Origin of the sequence: Zeimonas sediminis (assembly GCF_023721795.1) — a bacterium.
In the GTDB taxonomy this organism is placed as follows: Bacteria; Pseudomonadota; Gammaproteobacteria; order Burkholderiales; family Burkholderiaceae_E; genus Zeimonas; species Zeimonas sediminis.
This window is the reverse complement of sequence record NZ_JAMQYE010000001.1, coordinates 1,306,005-1,323,887: the sequence shown is the minus strand read 5'-3', so window position 1 is coordinate 1,323,887 and position 17,883 is coordinate 1,306,005. Positions and strand designations below refer to the sequence as shown.

Sequence of the window (17,883 nt, the reverse complement as noted above, 5' to 3'; positions counted from 1 at the left end):
CGGTCAGCCCTTTCCGAAGCGCGGCTCGCGCTTCTCCAGGAAGGCCGCGATGCCCTCGCGCGCATCGGCCGAATTGAAGTTGGCGCGCACCGCGGCGTCCTCGACCGCCAGGCCGGCGTCGGTCACCTCCGGGCCGGCCGCGTCGACGCAGCGGCGGATCCACGCCAGCGCGCCCGGCGACCAGCGGACCACCTCGCGGCCGAAGGCCAGCGCCTGGTCCAGCACGGGCGCGCCGTGCTCCGCGAGCCTGTGCACCAGGCCGATAGCCAGCGCCTCGTCCGAGGACAGCACGCGGCCGGTCATCATGATCTCCAGCGCCCGGGCCTTGCCGACGATCGCCGGCAGGAACTGGGTGCCGGCGTAGGCGGGCAGCAGGCCGAGCTTCACCTCGGGCAGCGACATCGTGGCGTGCGGCGCCGCGATGCGCAGCGTGCAGGCCATCGCGAGCTCCAGGCCGCCGCCGAAGGCCAGGCCGTTGATCGCGGCCACGCTGACCAGCGGCGAGCGCGACAGCCTGACCAGCAGGTCGCGCGCCATCGCGGTCTTGGTCAGCCGGGTCTCGGCGTCGAGGCCCTTCAGCTCGCCGAGGTCGGTGCCGGCGCAGAAGGCGCGCTCGCCGGCGCCGGTCACGACCAGCAGCCGGGCGCCGCGTGCTTCCAGCTCGTCGAGGCAGGCGGCCAGGCCGAGCAGCACCGGCCTGGTGATCGCGTTCAGCTTGGCGGGGCGCTCGATCCGGAAGACGGCGCCCTCGGGAATCGGCTCGATCGAGAAGTCTTCGTTCGTCATGCTGGAGCTCGTTCGGAGGGGAACTCGACGGTGCCCGCGATACAGCCGGCGACCTGGCCGCCGACCCAGACGTCGTCGCCGACGCGTTCCAGGAACACCTTGCCGGCGCGGCCGAGCGCGGTGCCCTGGCGCGACACGTAGCGCGGCGCCGCCAGGCCGGCGCCCATCAGCCACTGGGCCAGGCCTGCGTTCAGGCTGCCGGTGACCGGGTCCTCGGGCACGCCGAGCGTCGGCACGAAGGCGCGCACCTCGAAGTCGGTGTCGCTGCCCGCCGGCTGCGGGCCGACCAGGCCGAGCTTGACGTCGCCGAGCACGGCCCAGTCGGGGCGGACGGCCAGCACCCGCTCGGCCGATCGCAGCAGCAGCGCGCACCATCCGGGGCCGTTGTCGACCCACTGGTGCGCGACGATCTCGTCGTCGCCAAGGCCGAGGGCGCCGGCGATGCGAGTCAGCAGGCCGGCCTCGATCGGCCCGGTCCGGCGCAGCGGCGGCGCGGCGAAGGCCAGCCGGCTGCCGTCGCGGCGGATGCGCACCAGGCCCACGCCGCACTCCTGCACGATCGTGTCGGCCTGGCGGGGGCGGCCGCCGGCCGCGAGCCAGGCGTGGCAGCTGCCGAGCGTGGGGTGGCCGGCGAAGGGCAGCTCGCCCCCGGGAGTGAAGATGCGGACCCGGTAGTCGGCGTCGGGATGCACGGGCGGCAGCAGGAAGGTGGTTTCCGACAGGTTGGTCCAGCGGGCGAACTCGGCCATCCGGGCGTCGGTGAGGCCTTGCGCGTCGTGGACGACCGCGAGCGGGTTGCCCTTGTACGGGGTGTCGGTGAAGACGTCGAGCTGGTGGAAGGGGCGGGGCATGAGCATCGGTGTGCCGGGCGGCGGTTCCGGAGGGGGCGTGACGGTGGCTTGCCCGCTCGGGGGCCGCAATCGAATCCGGCCTCATCGATCGTGCGAGCGCGCCGTGGCTTCGCCCTCCAGGCGCCTCATGCTAACCGATGGCGTCGCGGCCCCGGGACACACTGCTTGTCGGCGTGGCGCGGGTGCGTCGGGTCGACCGCCGGGACGCAGGAGCGATCCGGGCAGGCTTATCCGAATCGGGCACTCGGAATTGTCCATCGCCGCAGCCGCCCCGAATAGGATTCGCTTGCCGAATCGTCGGATATCGCCTCACATGAGTGGCCGCATTTCACGCTCGTTGCAGTTCAGTACGGCGGTCCGCGCCGGCTTGATCGCTGCGACTCCGCCGTTCGTCGCGTGGCCGGATGCGGCAATTGCCCGACTCGCGGAGGCGTCGAGGCTCGTGGAGTATCCGCGGGGTGCGCTGCTCGCGATGCGAGGGGGGCGTGCGACCGCGATGCAGCTGATCGTGAGCGGAAACGTCGAGGCCAGTTCCACGGACGCGAGCGGTCGCCGGTTCACCTTCAGGCCGTTCATCGTGGGGCAGATCGCCAGCTTGTTGTCGTTCGTCGACGGGCGCGAGATGCCGAACGATGTGTTGGCCACCGAGGACAGCTTGGCACTGGAAATTCCGTACGCCGCGATCCGCGCCGAGCTCGATCTGGCGCCGGGGCTCTGGGAGAGCATAGCGATGGAGCTCGGCGCGCGCGCCCGGCTCTATACCGGCCAGATCAAGAGTCTGGCCTTCGATTCCTTGCGTTCCCGGATGGCGTCGCTGCTCCTCGATCTAGCCGAGACGCGCGGGGAGTGCGCGAACGGCGGGGCGACCGCGATCAAGCCGCGTCTGCCGCAGGAGAAGCTTGCCGAGATGCTGGGGGTCTCGCGCCAGACCGCCACCGCGATGGTGAAGGAGATGAGCGAGGAGGGCCTGCTGAAGTGGCGGTACGGGCGCGTCGAGCTTCTCGACCTGCCACGACTGCGCGGAATTGCCAGAATGGGGGTCGACGGAAGCATCTAGGCGGCCGGTCTGGCATGCCGGTCGAGCAGCGTCCGCGTTCGAAGGACGGCCATAGCAGAGGGAAGACCGTAGGAGCGCGAATGAAGAGGTTGGCTTCACTGATCTTGGCGGCCGCGGCAGCTGTCGTCGCGGGATGCGCTTCCCAGTCGCCTTCGGCGATCGGGGTGCTGGCGGGCACGTCGTGGGAACTCATCCGGTTCCAGTCGATGGACGACGCGCAGGGCACGACCCGGATCGCCGATCCGACGCTGTACACGGTCACGTTCGGTGCGGACGGCAGCGCCTCGTTCCGGCTCGACTGCAATCTTGCCAGAGGAACCTGGCAGGCGAGTCCCGCGACCGACGGCCTTTCCGGCAGGCTCTCTTTCGGCCCCTTGGCCGGCACGCGTGCGCTCTGTCCGCCACCTTCGATGGACGAGAAGCTGATCATGGATCTCGGCTACGTTCGAGGCTATCTGCTGCGCGATGGCTACCTGCACATGTCACTGATGGCCGACGCGGGCATCTACAGCTGGCGGCCGATGCGACGATGAACGAGCCGGTGCGCATCGCCGCTGTCAGGCGCGACACGGCGACATCGGTGCGCTGCGCGTGCCTCAGTCCTTTTCTCGTGGAGTAGACGGCCGGATGCCGGTATCTGTCACCAGAGTGGTTTCGAAGGCGTACGGTGCCGTCGTGGGAACCGTGCCTTGCGTTCTCCTTGCTTCGTGGCTCCTGATGCCACATGCCGTCGGCGCGCAGTCCGTCCCCGATCCGTCTTACTCGGCGACGGATCGCGGCGCGGCAGCCGGGGCCGAGCCGGCGGACGCGCAGCGCGCGTTGCTCGAACGGATCGACGAGCTCGGCCAGCGCAGGGCCGCGCTGAGTTCGGAGACTCGCCGGCTCGAGGGAGACCAGCAGGAAGCGGCCCGGCTGCAGCTTCGCGACGTCGAGACCGACCTGCGGCAGCTGCTCGGGAAACTGCCCGAGCTGCTGGGACAGGCGCAGGGCGGCGGGCCCGAGGCGGCCGCTCTGGCCGCGCGCGCCGGTGATCTCCTCAGGGCGGAGAGCCGGATCCTGCGCTCGGGGATCGACGAGTTGCGGAGTGAAATCGCGTCGCTTCGGCAGGAGCGCGCCAAGGGCGACGAGGCGTATCTGGCGGCTCGGGCGGAGCGGATCGCCAAGCGCCAGGAGAGAATGGATGCGCTTCTTGCCGACCTCCACCTGAACACCGTTCTCGCGGGGCGCATCGGTCTCGACGCGTCGGGCGACGGCGCCTATCTCGACCGGCAGATCGCCGCGCGCGCCAGCTCGGTGGCCGGCGAGATCAAGCTGGCGCTCGAGCAGATCGAGGGCCTGCGCGAGCAGCTCGGCGGGGCGACCGCCACCGACAAGGAGGCCCTGTCCAGGCGCGTCGCTGCGGTCCAGCGCGAGAAGGACCGCGCCGTGGAGAGCCTGGGCAAGCTCGTCGCGCTCATGAAGGCTCGCGGTCTCGACGAGGCGGAGTACGGCGAGTTGCTGATCCGGGCGACCGGGCAGATCAGCGCCGAGATCCTCGACGCCGAGGTCGCGCGCTCGTTCTTCTCCCATCAATTGCAGCAGGCCGAGAAGTGGCTGCGGGAGCGCGGCCCGGCGATCGGCTTCCGGATCCTGGTGGTCCTTGCCCTGCTGGTCGGTTTCAAGCTGCTGGCCGGGCTCGCGAGGCGGGCCGTGCGGCGCCTGCTGAGAAGCCCCAGGCTCGGCGCCTCGGCGCTGATGCAGCGCTTCGCCGTCAGGGCCGCGGGCACGGTGGTGATGCTGATCGGCATCCTCGTCGTGCTGTCCCAGTTCGACATCGAGGTCGGACACATGCTGGCGGGCCTGGGCATCGCCGGCTTCATCGTCGGCTTCGCGCTGCAGGACATCCTGGGAAATTTCGCCGCGGGGGTCATGATCCTCGCGTATCGGCCCTACGACATCGGCGACTGGATCGAGGTGCCCGATGCCTTCGGCCGCGTCCAGCACATGAACCTGGTCTCGACGACGATCCTGACGGGGGACAACCAGCGGCTCCTGGTCCCGAACAAGAAGATCTGGGGAAACATCATCCGGAACGTGACGGCCGAGCGGACCCGCCGGATCGACCTCACCTTCGGGATCGGCTATTCCGACGACGTGATCCGGGCCGAGCGCGTCCTGCGGGAGATCCTGGAAGCGGACCAGCGGGTCCTGGCGTCTCCCGAGCCGCTGATTCGGCTGGCGGAGCTCGGCGAGTCCTCGGTGAACTTCATCGTCAGGCCGTGGTGCCGGACCGAAGACTACTGGGAACTGCGCTGGCACATCACCCGTCGGGTCAAGGAGCGCTTCGACGAAGAGGGCATCTCGATCCCCTTCCCGCAGCGCGACGTGCACCTGCACGGCGCGATCGCGCCGGCGATTCCGGCCGGTCGCTGAGCCGTGTCGCGGCGCCGGGCCGCCCCGGGGCGGGGGCGCGCGCGGGTCAGTCGCGACGCCAGGGCGGCGCTGCGAAGGCGCGAGATTCCTCGCGGCTGCCGGGCGCGTAGAAGTCGTGGATCGAGTCGGTCAGGTAGTAGCGCCAGAATGCGGTCCGCATCCTCTCGTCGTAGATCGCGAAGTCGCCGCGGGCTTCCCGTTCCTCGAGGAAGCGGCGGTAGGCGTCCAGCGGTTCCGGGCCGCCTTGCTGATACCCGACCCGTCCGCCGTACTGGCGGTGAAGCGCGCTGTTGATCTTCCACTGCCGGATGAACGCGTCGGCGACCAGGTTCCGGGCCGCCCGGGTCTCCTGCGGCGAGCCGGTCGGCTCGGCGAGGGCCGCGAGCGCTCGCTCCGCGGAATCGAGTTCCGAGGCCAGGGCGGTGCGCTCCTCGGTCGAGGCAGCACCCGCTTCCAGTCGACGCTTCAGCACGTCGCGCTGCTCGGTTCGGCGCGCGCGTTCCTGCCGGAAGAAGGACTCCACATGCGCGACATACGCGTCCCGCTCGGTCTGCGTGACCCGGATTCCGCGCTCGGCGGCGTAGCGGTCCGTCAGCTCCCGCACGATCACGAAGCGCAGTTCGTCCGGATCGGCCACGTGGACGGCGTTCCCGAACACCCGGCCGGCGAGGGGGGCGCTCAGGTCGCCGAGGATCTCCTGCGCATGAGCGCCAAGAGCGGCGGCCAGCATGCAACACGCGAGGCTTGCGGCGTTGACGGCCTTCGGCAGTTTCATGGTTTCAGCCTCATGCTCACTCGGCCGCAGCGGCGGGAAGCGGCTTGCCGTCCCTGAACGAGCGGAATTCGGGGATCAGGACTTCCCCCGACGCGAGATCGGCCGGCGCCAGGGCCGGCGGCACCGTCGGATTGAACGGGTAGCGCCTGCCGTCGAACCGCAACTCTGCGCTGCCGGAGGGGATTCCGCCGCCACCGATGGTGACGATGAGGTTGCGCCAGCCATGAGAGCTCCGGCTCGAAACCGCCACCGGAGGACGGGACACACTGATCCGCGAGACGAGCCGAAGACCGTCCGGCGACGGCGTGAACACGAGCACCGGGCAACCGCCCGTGCCGCACACCATGGGGCCGGCGACCATGGCCACGACCTCCGGTGTGCCGTCGCCGTCGAGGTCCACCCGGGCATCGAAGTAGTTCGCCTCCCAGTCGCCACCGAGCGTCTTCCGGATCGCTCGACCGAGATCGGCATCGGAGCCGCTCGTCGACGGTGCGGCGGTGGCCGTCGCACCGGCCCGCGCGCCCGAGGCTCTTGCCGGACCGGACACGATCATCTCGAGACGATACCTGGCCGCCTCGTGCCGACGCGCGGCCGACGGCATCAGGTACACCCTGATGCGGTAATCGCCGCTGCGGGGCAGGACGCCCTCGAACTGGTTTTCCGACGTCGAACCGTTGAAGAGCGCGACTTCCCCCTCGCCGGGTGCGAGAATATTGAAGTAGTTCGCGCCGTTGTCCGTCGCCATGCTGACGTTCATGGACTGTCCTTCCCGGGCGCGCAGCACGTAGTCGACGATCTGGCGGCCGGTGATCGTGTCCTCGACGACTGCGCCGGATGCGCCGCGTTCGAAGCGCACCGTCTCGGTCCGAATGGATTCCGGCGCGGCACCCGCGATCGTGGTGAACGCACCGGCGGCGGCGAGAGCGATCGCGCCGATCCAGATTGAGCCTTTCATTTCGCCTTGCTCCAGTGGTGGTCTTCCGTTCTTCCCGATGCCGCAAAGGCCTGCCGCCCGGCGAGGCCGCTCGCTTCGCTTCGAGGCGCGAAGGTCGGCGCGTGCCGCCGGGCCGAGCCGTATTGATCCTGCGTCGCATCCTCTGCCGGCTTTCGCTGCTTCTCGCGGCCCTCTCGGCGCCGCTGGCCGTTCACGCCGCGAGCGGCGTCCTGCCCGAGCTTCGTCAGGCTCGCGATGCCGCGCTGCAGGCCGGTCTCGAGCGCGTCGTGCGGGAGCTCGGGCTGGAAGAGGCGGTTCGGGCGCGCCGGCTCGCGCTTGCGCTGGTCGACGCGACACGACCCGGCGCGCCCCGGCTCGCGATGATCAACGGCGACCACATGATGTACGCCGCGAGCCTTCCGAAGATCGCGATCCTGCTCGGCGCGCTCGCCGAGGCCGAAGACGGGCGCATGCCGATCGATGCCGACCTGCTCGCGGCGATGACCAACATGATCCGCTACTCCAGCAACGAGGATGCGACCCGCGTGCTCAGGCAAGTGGGCGAGGAACGCCTGCTGGAGATCCTGCAGTCGCCGCGATTCCGCTTGTACGACCCGGAGCTCGGCGGGGGGCTGTGGGTCGGGAAGTCCTACGGCAGGCAGAGTGCCTACCGGCGCGATCCCTTGCACAACTTCTCGCACGGCGCGACGGCGTTCCAGGTCGCGCGGCTGTACTACCTGCTCGCGAACGACAGGCTGCTCGCGCCGCCGCTGAACGCGCTGATGAAGGATGTCCTGTCCAATCCGGGCATTCGGCACAAGTTCGTCGCGGGGCTCGAGGCGCGGCCCGGCGGCGCGGTGTTCCGCAAGTCCGGCACCTGGCGCAATCACCACGCGGACAGCGTGCTGGTCGAGCACGGCGCGCATCGCTACATCCTCGTCGGGATCGCCGACGATGCCGACGGCGGCGAGTGGCTGCTTCGGCTGGCGGCGCCGCTGCACGACCTCGTCACGGCCCCGATCGGACGCTAGCGTCTCGCGCCGCCGGTCCCGCTGGGGGGCGGGGGCATCTTCGGCACTCGGCGAAGGGACGGGCGCGTCCACGCTGTTCACCTGGGCGCGTGGATCGACTCGATCAGCCCGTGCAGGCGGGTTGCGAGCGCCTGATGCTCCGCGGCCGAGTTCTTGCGAAGGATGTTGGTGACCAGCGTGCTCATGTAGTAGAGCCTCCGATCTCCGGCGGGATGCTCGACGATCGCGGTCGAGTTCATGTAGTTCCTGACGTTGCCTGCGTAAGGGCGGCAGGCGAACCCCGGCTCCTTCGCGCACTCGTACAGGGATCCCGACTTGAAGTAGACCGCGGACTCGGTCAGCGCCGGCGAGGACGCATAGCGGATCCGCCGCTCGGTGACGTAGATCAGCCGCTTGATCTCCCGGCTCGAAAAGGGGTCCACGAGGCGTCCCTGCTCCATTCGCAACAGGTAACGCATCAACTCCCGCGCGGTGCCGTAGCTGTCTCCCGGGCCGGGGACCTTCCGCTTGCCGGTGGCGGTGAAGAAGCTTCCCTGCCGCAGCATGCCGAGGTCCAGGCCGTTTCGCGTCAACGGCTCGTAGAACGAGCGTTCGAAGAGCTCGGTCAGGGCCTTCGCCGGCGTTTCATCGAAGAACCGGCGGATCTCCGGCTCGGCCGGCGGGTAGGCCTTCCCGTACTGCCGCAGCAGCATCGTTTCGCGCATGACCATCCCGGCGGCCGAGTTCGAGCTCGGCGACAGCATCCAGTCCAGCCACTCGTACAGGGTCGCCCGGTCGCCGATCTGCACCGCACGGCGGGTCAGCGTCCGGGTCGCGGGATCGAAGATCCGGACGGTGTGATGATCCGACTGCGAGAAGCCGTCGGCGGTGACGACCGTGCGCGCCAGCACCCGTCTGCGCGCTTCGACATCCTCCGGATAGGTGTCCGCCAGGGCCTGGAACAGCGACAGCGCGACCACCAGCTTGCCCACGCTGCCGACGTTCTGGCGGTGATCGCCCCGGTGTTCCGCGTAGCGCGGCCTGGACGGGTCGCTGAGGTCGAGCACCGCCAGGCCGTACGCGTCCATGCTGCCCGTCAGCACTCGGTTGACCTGGCGGGTGAATTCCGGGTCCGGTTCGGGAAGATCGAAATCCTGGCCGAGCAGCCGCAGGTCGACCGCGTCGAGCCCCAGCAGCGCGCCCGGCGGCTGCCCGACGTCCTTGACCTTTCCCTCGTTCGCCAGACGGCTGCCCTCGAGCCGGCGGATGCCGGTTTCCTCGTAGCCGTCGAGCGGGTAGGCGAGTGCAGCGGCCGCCAGCGCCCCGCAGACCGCGAGGACGAGGGGCCGTGCGATTCGAAGTCCCTTCATCGGAATGACTCCCTCATGTCGACCGTGCGGCCGAGGCTCGTCGAAAGCGCCATGTCCATGCCGATCAGGTAGTCGGATCCCCGGGCCTCCCGACTTTCATTGAAGGGCCGGATCTGCAGCAGCCAAAGTTTCCCGCCGACGAACCCGAACTCGACGTCGGCGGCCACCGGCTTGCCGTCCTCGCCCAGCTGAGGGAATTTCCTCGGGATCTCGTCGGCGAACGCTATCAGCTGTCTTGTCTGATCCTCGTTCAGCAAGGTATCGGCCCCGGAGACGGGAACCCTTGCAATGCCTCCGTTCGACCTCGGCACCATCCGGCGCGAAGCGGTCGCCGTGGCCATCAGGCTCACGACGCCGGTACGGCGGTCGATGCGGACGGACTCTGCGGCCTGCCCCTCGACCGCGCCGCCGACGCCCTCGTTCACCGCCACCGACAGTCGGTCCGGGTCTCCCGTGTCGACGTCCTGCGTGATCATCACGCCGGAAATCTCGGAGGGAACCGTCTTCAGCAGCAGCACCGCCGGATAGACGTGCTCGGGTCCCTTCATGTGCGACTGTCGCCACGCCCAGGCCCGCGGGGTATAGGGCGACGCCCACACCTCGGCGATCGCCTGCACGACGTTCTCGAAGCCGACGACGTTGAAGAGCGTGAGGTTGAGACCGGCGCCGGTGAACCCGGGCAGGTCCTCCACGTTGGTGTCCGAGCGGACGAAGACGCCGCCGTCGAAGCCGCGGCCGAATGCATTGTCCATCGCCTGTCGCAGGCGCTGCCGAAAGCGCGGCCCCGGGTCGGTGTGCCGGACGATCGCGTAGATCTCGGCCCGCAGCCGCTCCCCGAATTCCGTGGCTTCCGCGGAGCCCGAGGGCATCGACTCGAGCCTGCGAAAGCTCTCGACCATCCACTCGTAGACGGATTTTCCGGAGTTCCGGTGGGGCCGCTCGAGCACCGTTTCCCGATAGAGGCCGAACGGGATGGCGACGCCGGGCGCCACGCGGTCGGGAAAGCTCGCCTTGAGTTCGCCCAGCTTGGCAGCCTTGGGCCCCACGATGCGTCCCGAGTCGCTCGCGCGCAGTTCGTCCAGACTCACGAAGCCCCGCCTGCGGAGATCCAGCTTGTCCAGGTCGGGTTCGAACATGACCCCCGGTTCGGCCTGCTTATGCTCGCCGAACACCCGATCCCAGCCCTGTCCGTCCTCGTTGATCTCGACCAGCCCCGCCGGACTGACTGCGAGCACGATGCGCTTGCCGTCGTGCCGGCGCAGTTCCGGCAGCAGCGACTCGTCCACCGCCACGTTCGGGATCCCCAGGTTTCTCGCCAGAAGCTGGACGTGGGACAGGGGGTTCCCGGCGCCGGCGGTCAGGATCCCGGCAAGCGGCGGAAGATCCGAAACGGTTTCCGGCAGGACGTAGATGCCGTCTGGGCGGAATTCCTCGACCCGCTTCATGTCGGGGGCAGCCCTGAGGATCCCGCGCGCAAGGCCGGGATTCAGCGCGCTGAAGCCCGAACCGATGTCGCGTCCGAGAAGCTTGTGGCGCACGCCCGCCAGCCGATTCGCGTCGCGCGACAAGGCGTCGAGAAGCCGGGAGTAGAACAGGAGCGGGCTGCCGCGAAGCTGGTCCTGGATGAACAGGCCGGCGAGCGGTTCGATCTCGCCAAGCTTGTCCATTGCGTCGCCGAAGTGCATCCGCAGGCCCTGCGTTCCCCAGCCGGGGACGAGCGCGAGGTGGCGCAGCGCCGCCAGGTAGTCCGACAGGGGGATGGCATCGGACGCGACGCTGCGGAACGACTTCCGCAGCTCGGCGTGCTCGCGGGCGCGGAGCATGCCGGTCCCGTACGCCGCGTCGGCGGCTGCGGACAGCAGCCGCAGGCCGTCCTGCCGGCTCGTCGACGGCAACTCCCTTGCCATTTCCGTGGCTGCGCGGAAGTTCTCCAGTTCCACCGCCAACGACAGATCGAGCAGTTTCAGGCGTGCCGCCGGCGCTCCCAGCCCGGGCAGCGAGTCGCGCAGGTCGGCGAGCAGGGCGGCAGTGGTCACGAAGCGCTGGATAGCGCTGCGCTCGGCGGAAAGGGCGCTGCCGGCCGTGCGCAGGCGCGCCTGCAGCCGGGGCGAACTTCCCAGGTCCTTCGCGGCCCGCTCGAGCGCGTCGGCGATCGGCCGCGGCGCGTAGACCCGGTCGATCTCGGCGGCGAGCGCCTCCGCCCGCTGCCGCAGACCGGCGTTCGCGGACCGGGCACCGTAGTCGCGAACGCTCGCAGCATCCGAGGCATCGGGAGAGCCGTGGATCTTGACCCGGAGCGGCTGGAAGGCCGGGTCGGCATCTGCCAGGGCCGCGGCCATGTTCCGGACCCGCTGCGCCGACGCCGTCTCGGCGCCGTGCGGAAGCAGGCGCACGCCGGCCCGCAGCGCGGGAAACCGGTATCCGATCCAGTCGTCGCGACCGGCCAATGCGGTCAGCAGGTTGCGGGCCCCCTCGCGCTCGTCCTCTTCCTGGATCGCGCCCCGGTAGAAGCGCGCCTTGCGGAAGATCCAGCCATCGTCGGCCGCCACGAGGAAACGCTCCACCAGGATCTGCGCGTAGGTGTCGGGAAACGACGGCGATGCGATCGCCTTGCTCGCTTCCATGCCCGCGAGCAGCGTCGCGATCGCGTATCCCTTCGAGCGAAGCTCCCTGGTGCGATCGCTCCATTCGCCGTGTTGCCACCCCTCGCCGCGCTTCGCGCACGAGTAGTCCTTCGGCGGCAACACCCTGCCGTCCTTGCAGAACCACTTGATCGCGGAGAAGGGGCCGCGGGGGCGCTCCTTCATGTCGGCGATCCAGCCGCGATGCCGGTCGCCGGCGTCGCTGGCCTCCTTTTCGGCGCTCGCCAGCGTGGCGCCGCTCGCGAGCGCCGTCGACAACAGCATGCAGGCCGCGACGCGTTTCGCGCGGAGCGAAGATGGTCGGCTCAAGGGGTGATCCTCCTTTTCCTGGGCGCGCTCGCCCTCAGCGGGGTCTGTCCGAGGCCTCGTGGCCCCAGCCGAGCAGGTCGTGCAGGATCGACCAGCGCCGGCCTTTCGGCTCGGCGCCCTGGCCCAGCACCCAGTAGTCGTAGGCTTCCCGGATCCGGCCGCTGCTCTGGGCAAAGACGATCCACTCGTTCACGGTCTCGATCAGGTCGCGCGCGTCGGGTGCCGCGCCGAAGGCGGTGGGCACCCTGACCGGATTCGGCTGGGGAACCACGATCGCGTATTCGGGGTGGAGCAGCGTGGCCGCGGCGCCGGCCTCCGCCGGCATCAGGAACGCGTCGAGCTCGGGATGCCGGCCCTCGAGGAAGGGCGCCGCGGACTCCAGCGGAACGAAATCCACCCGGGCGCTCCCGAAGTAGCGTTCGAGGCTGGCGCGGACCTGATCCGGATCGAGCGGAACGCCGATGCGCAGGCCCCGGCGACGGCGGAGCGTGTCGGTGCTCGCGAACTCGTGACGTCGGGCATCGCGCACGACGAAGCCCATGGTGCCCTCGAAGTAGGGCTCGGACAGGCGCACCGACGAGAACCAGAATGGCCGGTACCAGACGCCCGGCATCAGGTCGATCGTGTCCGAAGCCAGCATGCGAGGCAATTCCTGCCACGCGACCGGGACGAACTCGGCCACCACGCCGATCGACTCCGCGAAGGCCTGCGCGAGCTCGACGTCCAGGCCGACGAGATCTCCGTCGGCGTTGAAGAAGCTGAACGGAAGGTTGCCGGGGTCGTAGCCGACGCGCAGCGTGCCCCGGGCGCGGATCCGCTGGATCGGCGACAGGCCCTCGAGCTCGGGGTCCTGCTTCAGGTTCGAGAGATCCCGGTGCACGAGGTTCGGCGCCTCGGACCTCGACGCGTGCATCTTCCTGAGCACCTCTCCCTTGTGATAACTCGTGTCGACGGTCGCGGAGAGCACGGCGCGAGTCCCGAGCACCGACGCCGCCCCCGCGGCGGCGATCAGGGCGAGGGTCAGGAGGAGCCTGGCCGCCGAGATCCGCAGGAATCCGGTCATCGCCGCGGCGCCGATCAGCGAAAACGCGAGCAGGCTCATTGCCGACACCATCGAGTCGAACTTGCCGGTGACGATCGTTGTCGGGATGTAGAGCTGGAAGTGGTCGTGGGGCAGGTCCATCAGGTCCAGCAGGAAGGGCAGCGCCACCTGCGCCTTGGCGAAATAGGCGAGCAGCCCCGCGCCGAACAGCGTGCCGAAGCGGTCCGCCTCGAGCGGGACGCCGCTCAGCCACGCGACGTAGGGCACGAAGAGAAGGGTCAGGAGCTTGCCGGCGTTCGGGAAGGTGAAGGCCATCGGCACGAGAGCCTCGACCGTCGAGCTCGCCTGAGGCGATCGAACGCCGCGCTTTTCCATCAAGGCGTTGGCCTGCTCGACGAGCATCGGCAAGACGATGAACACGTTGCTCGCCACGAAGGCCGTCAGCAGCGCGTCGCGCGAGGCGCGCACGATCTCGAGGTATGTGAAGGGCGTGACCGCCGCCACCGCCAGCGGGAGCACGACGAAGGCGAGCAGCAGGGAGGCCACCGCGAAGGCCGCGAAGTAGACCTCGAGCCGCTCGAGCGTTTCGGGCGACATCGTGCCGGCGGAGACGGCCGCGATCGCGAACACGCCGATCGGCGTCAGCGAAATGACGAAGCGGGTGACGCGGGAAACGGCCTGCTCGAGAACCTGAAGGTTCCCCAGCAACGTCGCCTTCTTCTCGATCCCGATGAGCGCCACGCCCAAGGCCGAACTGAAGAGCACGACGGCAGGGATCACCGCGTTGGCCATCGCGTTGAACGGGTTGGACGGGACGTAGAGCTCGTGCAGGGCGAGCGGCTCGCGCGCCGAGACCAGCGAGGAGCTGAAGAAGGACGCCGTTTCCATGTCGGGGAAGGCCAGGGTCGTCGCGCCGACGACCGCCAGGGCCGCGGCCCAGAACACGAGGAGCAGGACGCTGGCGCGCACCGCGAGCCGCTTCGCCTCGGCGGCTTCCATCCGGCCCAGTCCGATGATCAGGGTCAGCACCAGGTAGGGCAGCACCGTCATCTGCATAAGCCGGATGTAGATGTCGGCGATCGGCTGAAGGGCGGCGGCCGGCTCGCCGAAGAACAGGCCGGCGAGCACGCCGACGGCAAGGCCGATCAGGATCCGGGCCGACAGTCCGAGGCGCGCGGATGCGGCGGTCGGGGAGGGGGCAGGGGAAGCGGACATCCTCGCGAACTTTTCGGCGGGTCAGGGTGCGCCGCAAGCCGGCCGCTCCTCCGCCACGCGGCCGTCGCGGAGGACGGCTTCGCCTCGAACGCGCTCCGACGCGAGTGCGGCCCCGGCTGCCGCCAGGGTCAGCGCGACCGCGACGGTTGCCCGCCGGGGGCCGGGCTGGTGGCGCCTTTCACTGAGCACTACTTTCCGGACGTTACCGCGCGGTGCGCCTTCTCGTAGGACCGGTGCAGGTCCTCGTAGGCCTCGGAGAAGCCGGACTTCGTGGCCTCCCACGCCTGACCGGAAGATCGCTCCATCGAGGCCAGCTTTTCCTGGGCGAGTTTCTTCTTCGCGCGGAGGGCCTTCATGTTCTCCTCGTGGACGGCCCTGGCCTCGCGGCCGGAGGCGGCCGCCGATTTCTCCAGTTCGTCGATCTTCTTCTCGGTCTGCGCGAGGATGGCCTTGCCGTGCTCGATCGCCTCGTTCTTCTTTTCGTGGGAATAGGCCTTCACCTTCTCCCAGGTGTTCTGCTCGGTGGCATGCGCCGAGGCCGGCAGGAGGAGGAGAGCGCTCGCTGCGTGGAGGACGGTGAAGGCGATCGCTGCGCGAAGTCGAATCGTCATGTGGCACTCCTGGAGGAAGGGACGGGAGGATCAGGTGCAGTTGCCTTCGTAGATCGCGTCGAGCCGCTCGACGCGACCCTCGCCCACGACTGCCTGCAGGCATTGCCGCGTGCCCGAATGCCACCAGGTCGTGAAGGCGCGCCCGTCGGACTGGTAGCCGCCCTTGTCGACGAAGCCCCGGGCTCGCAGTTCCGTGAGGGCCGACGATGCTCGAGCCCCGATGAGATCCTGGACGTTCACATACCGGGCGTAACCGCTGTGATGGCCGTGGGGCGATCGATAGGCGGTCTCCGCGGCGCGCTTCTCCGCACCGCGCTGGTAGCCCTCACTGTAGTCCTGACGATTGTTGTAGTTGTGGTACGGGTGGTGGTAGAGGCCGTCCCGGTAGCCGCGCTCGAATTCGGCGACGTCCTGCGGGGATTGCGAGGAGCGCTCCTTGTCCCGCTCGTGCGACTTGTGGGCGAGTGCCGCCACGCCGAGGATCGCAGCCGCTGCCAAGGCGACCTTGGCGCCGTCGCTCATACCCTTCGAGTCGCCGGTGTGCTGGTTGCAGTCGTGCGCGTCAGAACCGGCAACCCCGGACACGCGGCCTCGGGAGACCGCGACGCGCACGCAGTCGGCGCGCGCGGAACTCCACCAGTACTGCCAGATCGTGCCGCTTCGCGCATCGCTGTGCGTGAGCACGTAGCCCCTTCTCGGGAGTTCGCGAGAGGCGAACTCATCGCTCTGGTGGACGAGGTCGCTCAACTCGCTGGCCTGGCTGCGCACCTGGAGCGGCGCTGCCACGAGCGCCACCGACACGAGGGCGGCCAGGATTCTTTCCCATCTTCCCCTTGCGGTCGGAGCCGCCGATGACGTCGCCTGCTCTGGGGTCTGCTTGCCGATCATGTTCTGTTCCCTGGGTGTGCAGTCGGCGATCGACGCCGCGGCCGAGCGCACGACGAGATTGCGTGCCGGACTGCGAGAGGTTCAACCCTTGCTTCCGGAACCCTTCTTCTTCGCTGCCGCGATCGCCGCGTCGCGTTCGTCCAATGCCGCCTTCAACGCGGCGTCGTATTCGCCCTGCGTGGACTTCTCTGCCTGCGCGATCGCGTCGCGCTTGGCAACGAGCGGGTCCTTGCCGTCCTCGGCTGCTCGCCTGGTCGCAGCTTCGGCTGCCGCATTGACCTTCTTGGAGCGGTTCGACCAGGCCTCCATCAACCTCAGCGCATAGACCTTGTTGGCCTCGCGCTCCGCCGCCCGCATCTGCACGACGGGATCCGTGGAGGACGCTGCGCCCTGGGCGTACGCGGGCACGGCGACGGCGCAGGACAGCGCGACCGCGGCGAGAAGGTTCTTGATCATGCTCGTCTCCAGCAAGTTAGGGGATTGGTCCAACAAGAACGGAACAACGCGGATCACTTCTCGACGCCGCTGGCGAGCTCCGCAAGCAGCTTCCTGCACTCGGCGTCACCGCTGCCGCCCTGCGAAGCGGCGTCGCCGGATCCCGAGGCGCCGATCCGGATGCTCGCGGCTCTAAGAACCTGGTCCACCTGTTCCGCGGTGATCAGCCCTGCATCCTTGGCTGCTTCGACCGTGAGGCACGCGCCGGCCTTCATGCCGGTGACGATGCCGGCTCCCGCGCCGACGCCGACGGCGGCCGGCGCGAGCAGCAGCATGGCGCCCCCGCCGATGAGCAGCCCGAGGACAAAGGTGACGAATGTCTTCATTGAGGGTGTGCCTTCGCTCGTTCGTTGCGCAATGGGGGGCGATCAGCCGCCGAATATCACCGCATCGGGAATCTCGTAACGCTCGTCGCCGACCCGGATGAAGTGCAGGTCGCCTTCCTTCCGGGCGCGGAACGCGCCGTAGCCGTCGGCCTGGCTGGTGTCGGCGCTGACGGCACTGCCCCGACTGAAGAAGATGGTCCGCTTGCGTCCGCCGGGGTGGGTCACGACCACGGTGGCGCTTCCACCCCCGCCGCGCGCAGCCGCGAAGTCGCATTGGGTCATCGGTTGGCCCCTGGCATGCGCGCAGGGGATCGGCCCCCTGGCATCGAAGCTGCCTTCGCCGGCGCGGCGTGCCGAAGCCGACATCCTGGGATCCGCGTCCCCGGATTGCGGTGCCGACCCGCTCTCTGCAGGGTTCGTCACGAACCGGCTGATCCGGTGACCGGTCTTCTCGAAGGAGCACTGGAACGTGCGGGTCTGTCCGCTCACGACCGCCGATCCGTTGACCGCGTGGGACTTGTCGGTGCGCTGTCCTTCGTACTTCACCTGGACCGAGGAGGGATCGACGCCCAGTTCCTTCGACGCCCGTGCGCGGCACTGGGCGAGCATGTCGTCGGTTGCCGCCGCGTGCGCAACCGGGCCGAGCACGGCCAGGACGGAAGCGAGCGCCAGCGATCGGGAGAGGCGGGAGCGTGAAGACATGCCCGGAGTTTCCTCGTCGAGAACTTTGGTTTAGGGCCGAGCCCGCCGCGACGCCTTCGGTGGATGCGATTGGCGGCACGGCCAGTCGGTGGAAGCGGACTTTACGAACCCCGAGGGCTCCCCAACTAGCAGGCACTTGACATTCTTCGGCCTGGGCTGCTCGCCCCCTTGCCTTTTGTCAATGTCGCTGGTGAGGGCCGGAAAGCTGCATGGCGCGAAAGTGTCGCGTGCTCTGCCCGGGCGGAGACCCGACGTTTGGCAGATCGTCGCGCTCGAGCGTCGGCCAGCGCGTTTCCATCCGAAACGACAGCGGGCTTCGCCTGCCCGGAGCGCGCAACCACGACGCGCGCGGCCCCCGCGCACCAACTCGTCCGCCGGCGCCGCTCGCTGCCGAGCGATTGCTTTGGTGCCTCCGTTTGACTGTCGCCGGCAGGTTCTCTCGATTGCCGGATGCCCCG

General features: G+C 69.2%; 17 protein-coding genes. 5 read left to right on the top strand and 12 right to left on the bottom strand.

From position 1 onward, the window contains the following. Nucleotides 1–3: 3 nt before the first annotated feature. The gene (locus tag M6I34_RS06205) at nucleotides 4–786 is read right to left on the bottom strand and encodes an enoyl-CoA hydratase/isomerase family protein (RefSeq protein WP_272484828.1); all 783 of its coding nucleotides are present in this window, start codon (nucleotides 784–786) and stop codon (nucleotides 4–6) included. After that, nucleotides 783–1,643 carry a PhzF family phenazine biosynthesis protein gene (locus tag M6I34_RS06200; RefSeq protein WP_272484827.1) on the bottom strand — a complete coding sequence of 287 codons (861 nt, stop codon included), beginning with the start codon at nucleotides 1,641–1,643 and terminating at the stop codon, nucleotides 783–785. Before M6I34_RS06200 ends, M6I34_RS06205 begins: the two co-directional genes overlap by 4 nt. A gap of 307 nt (nucleotides 1,644–1,950) precedes the next feature. On the opposite strand from M6I34_RS06200, the gene M6I34_RS06195 reads away from it, so the two are divergent. The 3 genes from M6I34_RS06195 to M6I34_RS06185 all read left to right on the top strand — a co-directional run bounded on the left by M6I34_RS06195 (nucleotide 1,951) and on the right by M6I34_RS06185 (nucleotide 5,106). Next, nucleotides 1,951–2,694 carry a Crp/Fnr family transcriptional regulator gene (locus M6I34_RS06195; RefSeq protein WP_272484826.1) on the top strand — a complete coding sequence of 248 codons (744 nt, stop codon included), beginning with the start codon at nucleotides 1,951–1,953 and terminating at the stop codon, nucleotides 2,692–2,694. A gap of 80 nt (nucleotides 2,695–2,774) precedes the next feature. Next, nucleotides 2,775–3,227, top strand: a complete 453-nt coding sequence (locus M6I34_RS06190) for an META domain-containing protein (protein ID WP_272484825.1) — start codon at nucleotides 2,775–2,777, stop codon at nucleotides 3,225–3,227. A gap of 286 nt (nucleotides 3,228–3,513) precedes the next feature. After that, the gene (locus tag M6I34_RS06185; protein WP_272484824.1) at nucleotides 3,514–5,106 is read left to right on the top strand and encodes a mechanosensitive ion channel family protein; all 1,593 of its coding nucleotides are present in this window, start codon (nucleotides 3,514–3,516) and stop codon (nucleotides 5,104–5,106) included. Nucleotides 5,107–5,152: 46 nt separating this feature from the next. Here the strand turns inward: M6I34_RS06185 and M6I34_RS06180 are convergent, their stop codons facing one another. Together M6I34_RS06180 and M6I34_RS06175 are read right to left on the bottom strand one after the other, a co-directional pair. After that, nucleotides 5,153–5,881 carry a hypothetical protein gene (locus tag M6I34_RS06180; RefSeq protein WP_272484823.1) on the bottom strand — a complete coding sequence of 243 codons (729 nt, stop codon included), beginning with the start codon at nucleotides 5,879–5,881 and terminating at the stop codon, nucleotides 5,153–5,155. 16 nt (nucleotides 5,882–5,897) lie between these two features. After that, nucleotides 5,898–6,836 carry a hypothetical protein gene (locus M6I34_RS06175; protein ID WP_272484822.1) on the bottom strand — a complete coding sequence of 313 codons (939 nt, stop codon included), beginning with the start codon at nucleotides 6,834–6,836 and terminating at the stop codon, nucleotides 5,898–5,900. 122 nt (nucleotides 6,837–6,958) lie between these two features. Here M6I34_RS06175 and M6I34_RS06170 point away from each other — a divergent pair, with 122 nt between their 5' ends. Beyond that, nucleotides 6,959–7,846 carry a serine hydrolase gene (locus M6I34_RS06170; RefSeq protein ID WP_272484821.1) on the top strand — a complete coding sequence of 296 codons (888 nt, stop codon included), beginning with the start codon at nucleotides 6,959–6,961 and terminating at the stop codon, nucleotides 7,844–7,846. Nucleotides 7,847–7,923: 77 nt separating this feature from the next. On the opposite strand, the gene M6I34_RS06165 is transcribed toward M6I34_RS06170, so the two are convergent. Then, on the bottom strand, nucleotides 7,924–9,195 hold the full coding sequence (locus M6I34_RS06165; protein ID WP_272484820.1) for a serine hydrolase: 1,272 nt from the start codon (nucleotides 9,193–9,195) through the stop codon (nucleotides 7,924–7,926). Beyond that, nucleotides 9,192–11,534 carry a PEP/pyruvate-binding domain-containing protein gene (locus M6I34_RS06160; RefSeq protein ID WP_272484819.1) on the bottom strand — a complete coding sequence of 781 codons (2,343 nt, stop codon included), beginning with the start codon at nucleotides 11,532–11,534 and terminating at the stop codon, nucleotides 9,192–9,194. Before M6I34_RS06160 ends, M6I34_RS06165 begins: the two co-directional genes overlap by 4 nt. A gap of 466 nt (nucleotides 11,535–12,000) precedes the next feature. Here M6I34_RS06160 and M6I34_RS06155 point away from each other — a divergent pair, with 466 nt between their 5' ends. Continuing rightward, nucleotides 12,001–12,153 (top strand): hypothetical protein, encoded by a 153-nt coding sequence (locus M6I34_RS06155; RefSeq protein WP_272484818.1) that lies wholly within the window; start codon nucleotides 12,001–12,003, stop codon nucleotides 12,151–12,153. A gap of 27 nt (nucleotides 12,154–12,180) precedes the next feature. Here M6I34_RS06155 and M6I34_RS06150 read toward each other — a convergent pair whose 3' ends face one another. From M6I34_RS06150 to M6I34_RS06125, 6 genes are all read right to left on the bottom strand, one after another. Continuing rightward, nucleotides 12,181–14,403 carry a cation:dicarboxylate symporter family transporter gene (locus tag M6I34_RS06150; RefSeq protein WP_272484817.1) on the bottom strand — a complete coding sequence of 741 codons (2,223 nt, stop codon included), beginning with the start codon at nucleotides 14,401–14,403 and terminating at the stop codon, nucleotides 12,181–12,183. A gap of 188 nt (nucleotides 14,404–14,591) precedes the next feature. Continuing rightward, the gene (locus M6I34_RS06145; RefSeq protein ID WP_272484816.1) at nucleotides 14,592–15,014 is read right to left on the bottom strand and encodes a sll1863 family stress response protein; all 423 of its coding nucleotides are present in this window, start codon (nucleotides 15,012–15,014) and stop codon (nucleotides 14,592–14,594) included. A gap of 30 nt (nucleotides 15,015–15,044) precedes the next feature. Next, nucleotides 15,045–15,902, bottom strand: a complete 858-nt coding sequence (locus M6I34_RS06140) for a hypothetical protein (RefSeq protein ID WP_272484815.1) — start codon at nucleotides 15,900–15,902, stop codon at nucleotides 15,045–15,047. An 81-nt stretch (nucleotides 15,903–15,983) separates the two neighbouring features. Further along, on the bottom strand, nucleotides 15,984–16,358 hold the full coding sequence (locus M6I34_RS06135) for a hypothetical protein (protein ID WP_272484814.1): 375 nt from the start codon (nucleotides 16,356–16,358) through the stop codon (nucleotides 15,984–15,986). A 53-nt stretch (nucleotides 16,359–16,411) separates the two neighbouring features. Next, on the bottom strand, nucleotides 16,412–16,723 hold the full coding sequence (locus M6I34_RS06130; RefSeq protein WP_272484813.1) for a hypothetical protein: 312 nt from the start codon (nucleotides 16,721–16,723) through the stop codon (nucleotides 16,412–16,414). Between the two features lie 42 nt (nucleotides 16,724–16,765). Further along, entirely contained in the window at nucleotides 16,766–17,425 is a 660-nt protein-coding gene (locus M6I34_RS06125) for a hypothetical protein (RefSeq protein ID WP_272484812.1), read from the bottom strand. Between the last annotated feature and the right edge of the window lie 458 nt (nucleotides 17,426–17,883).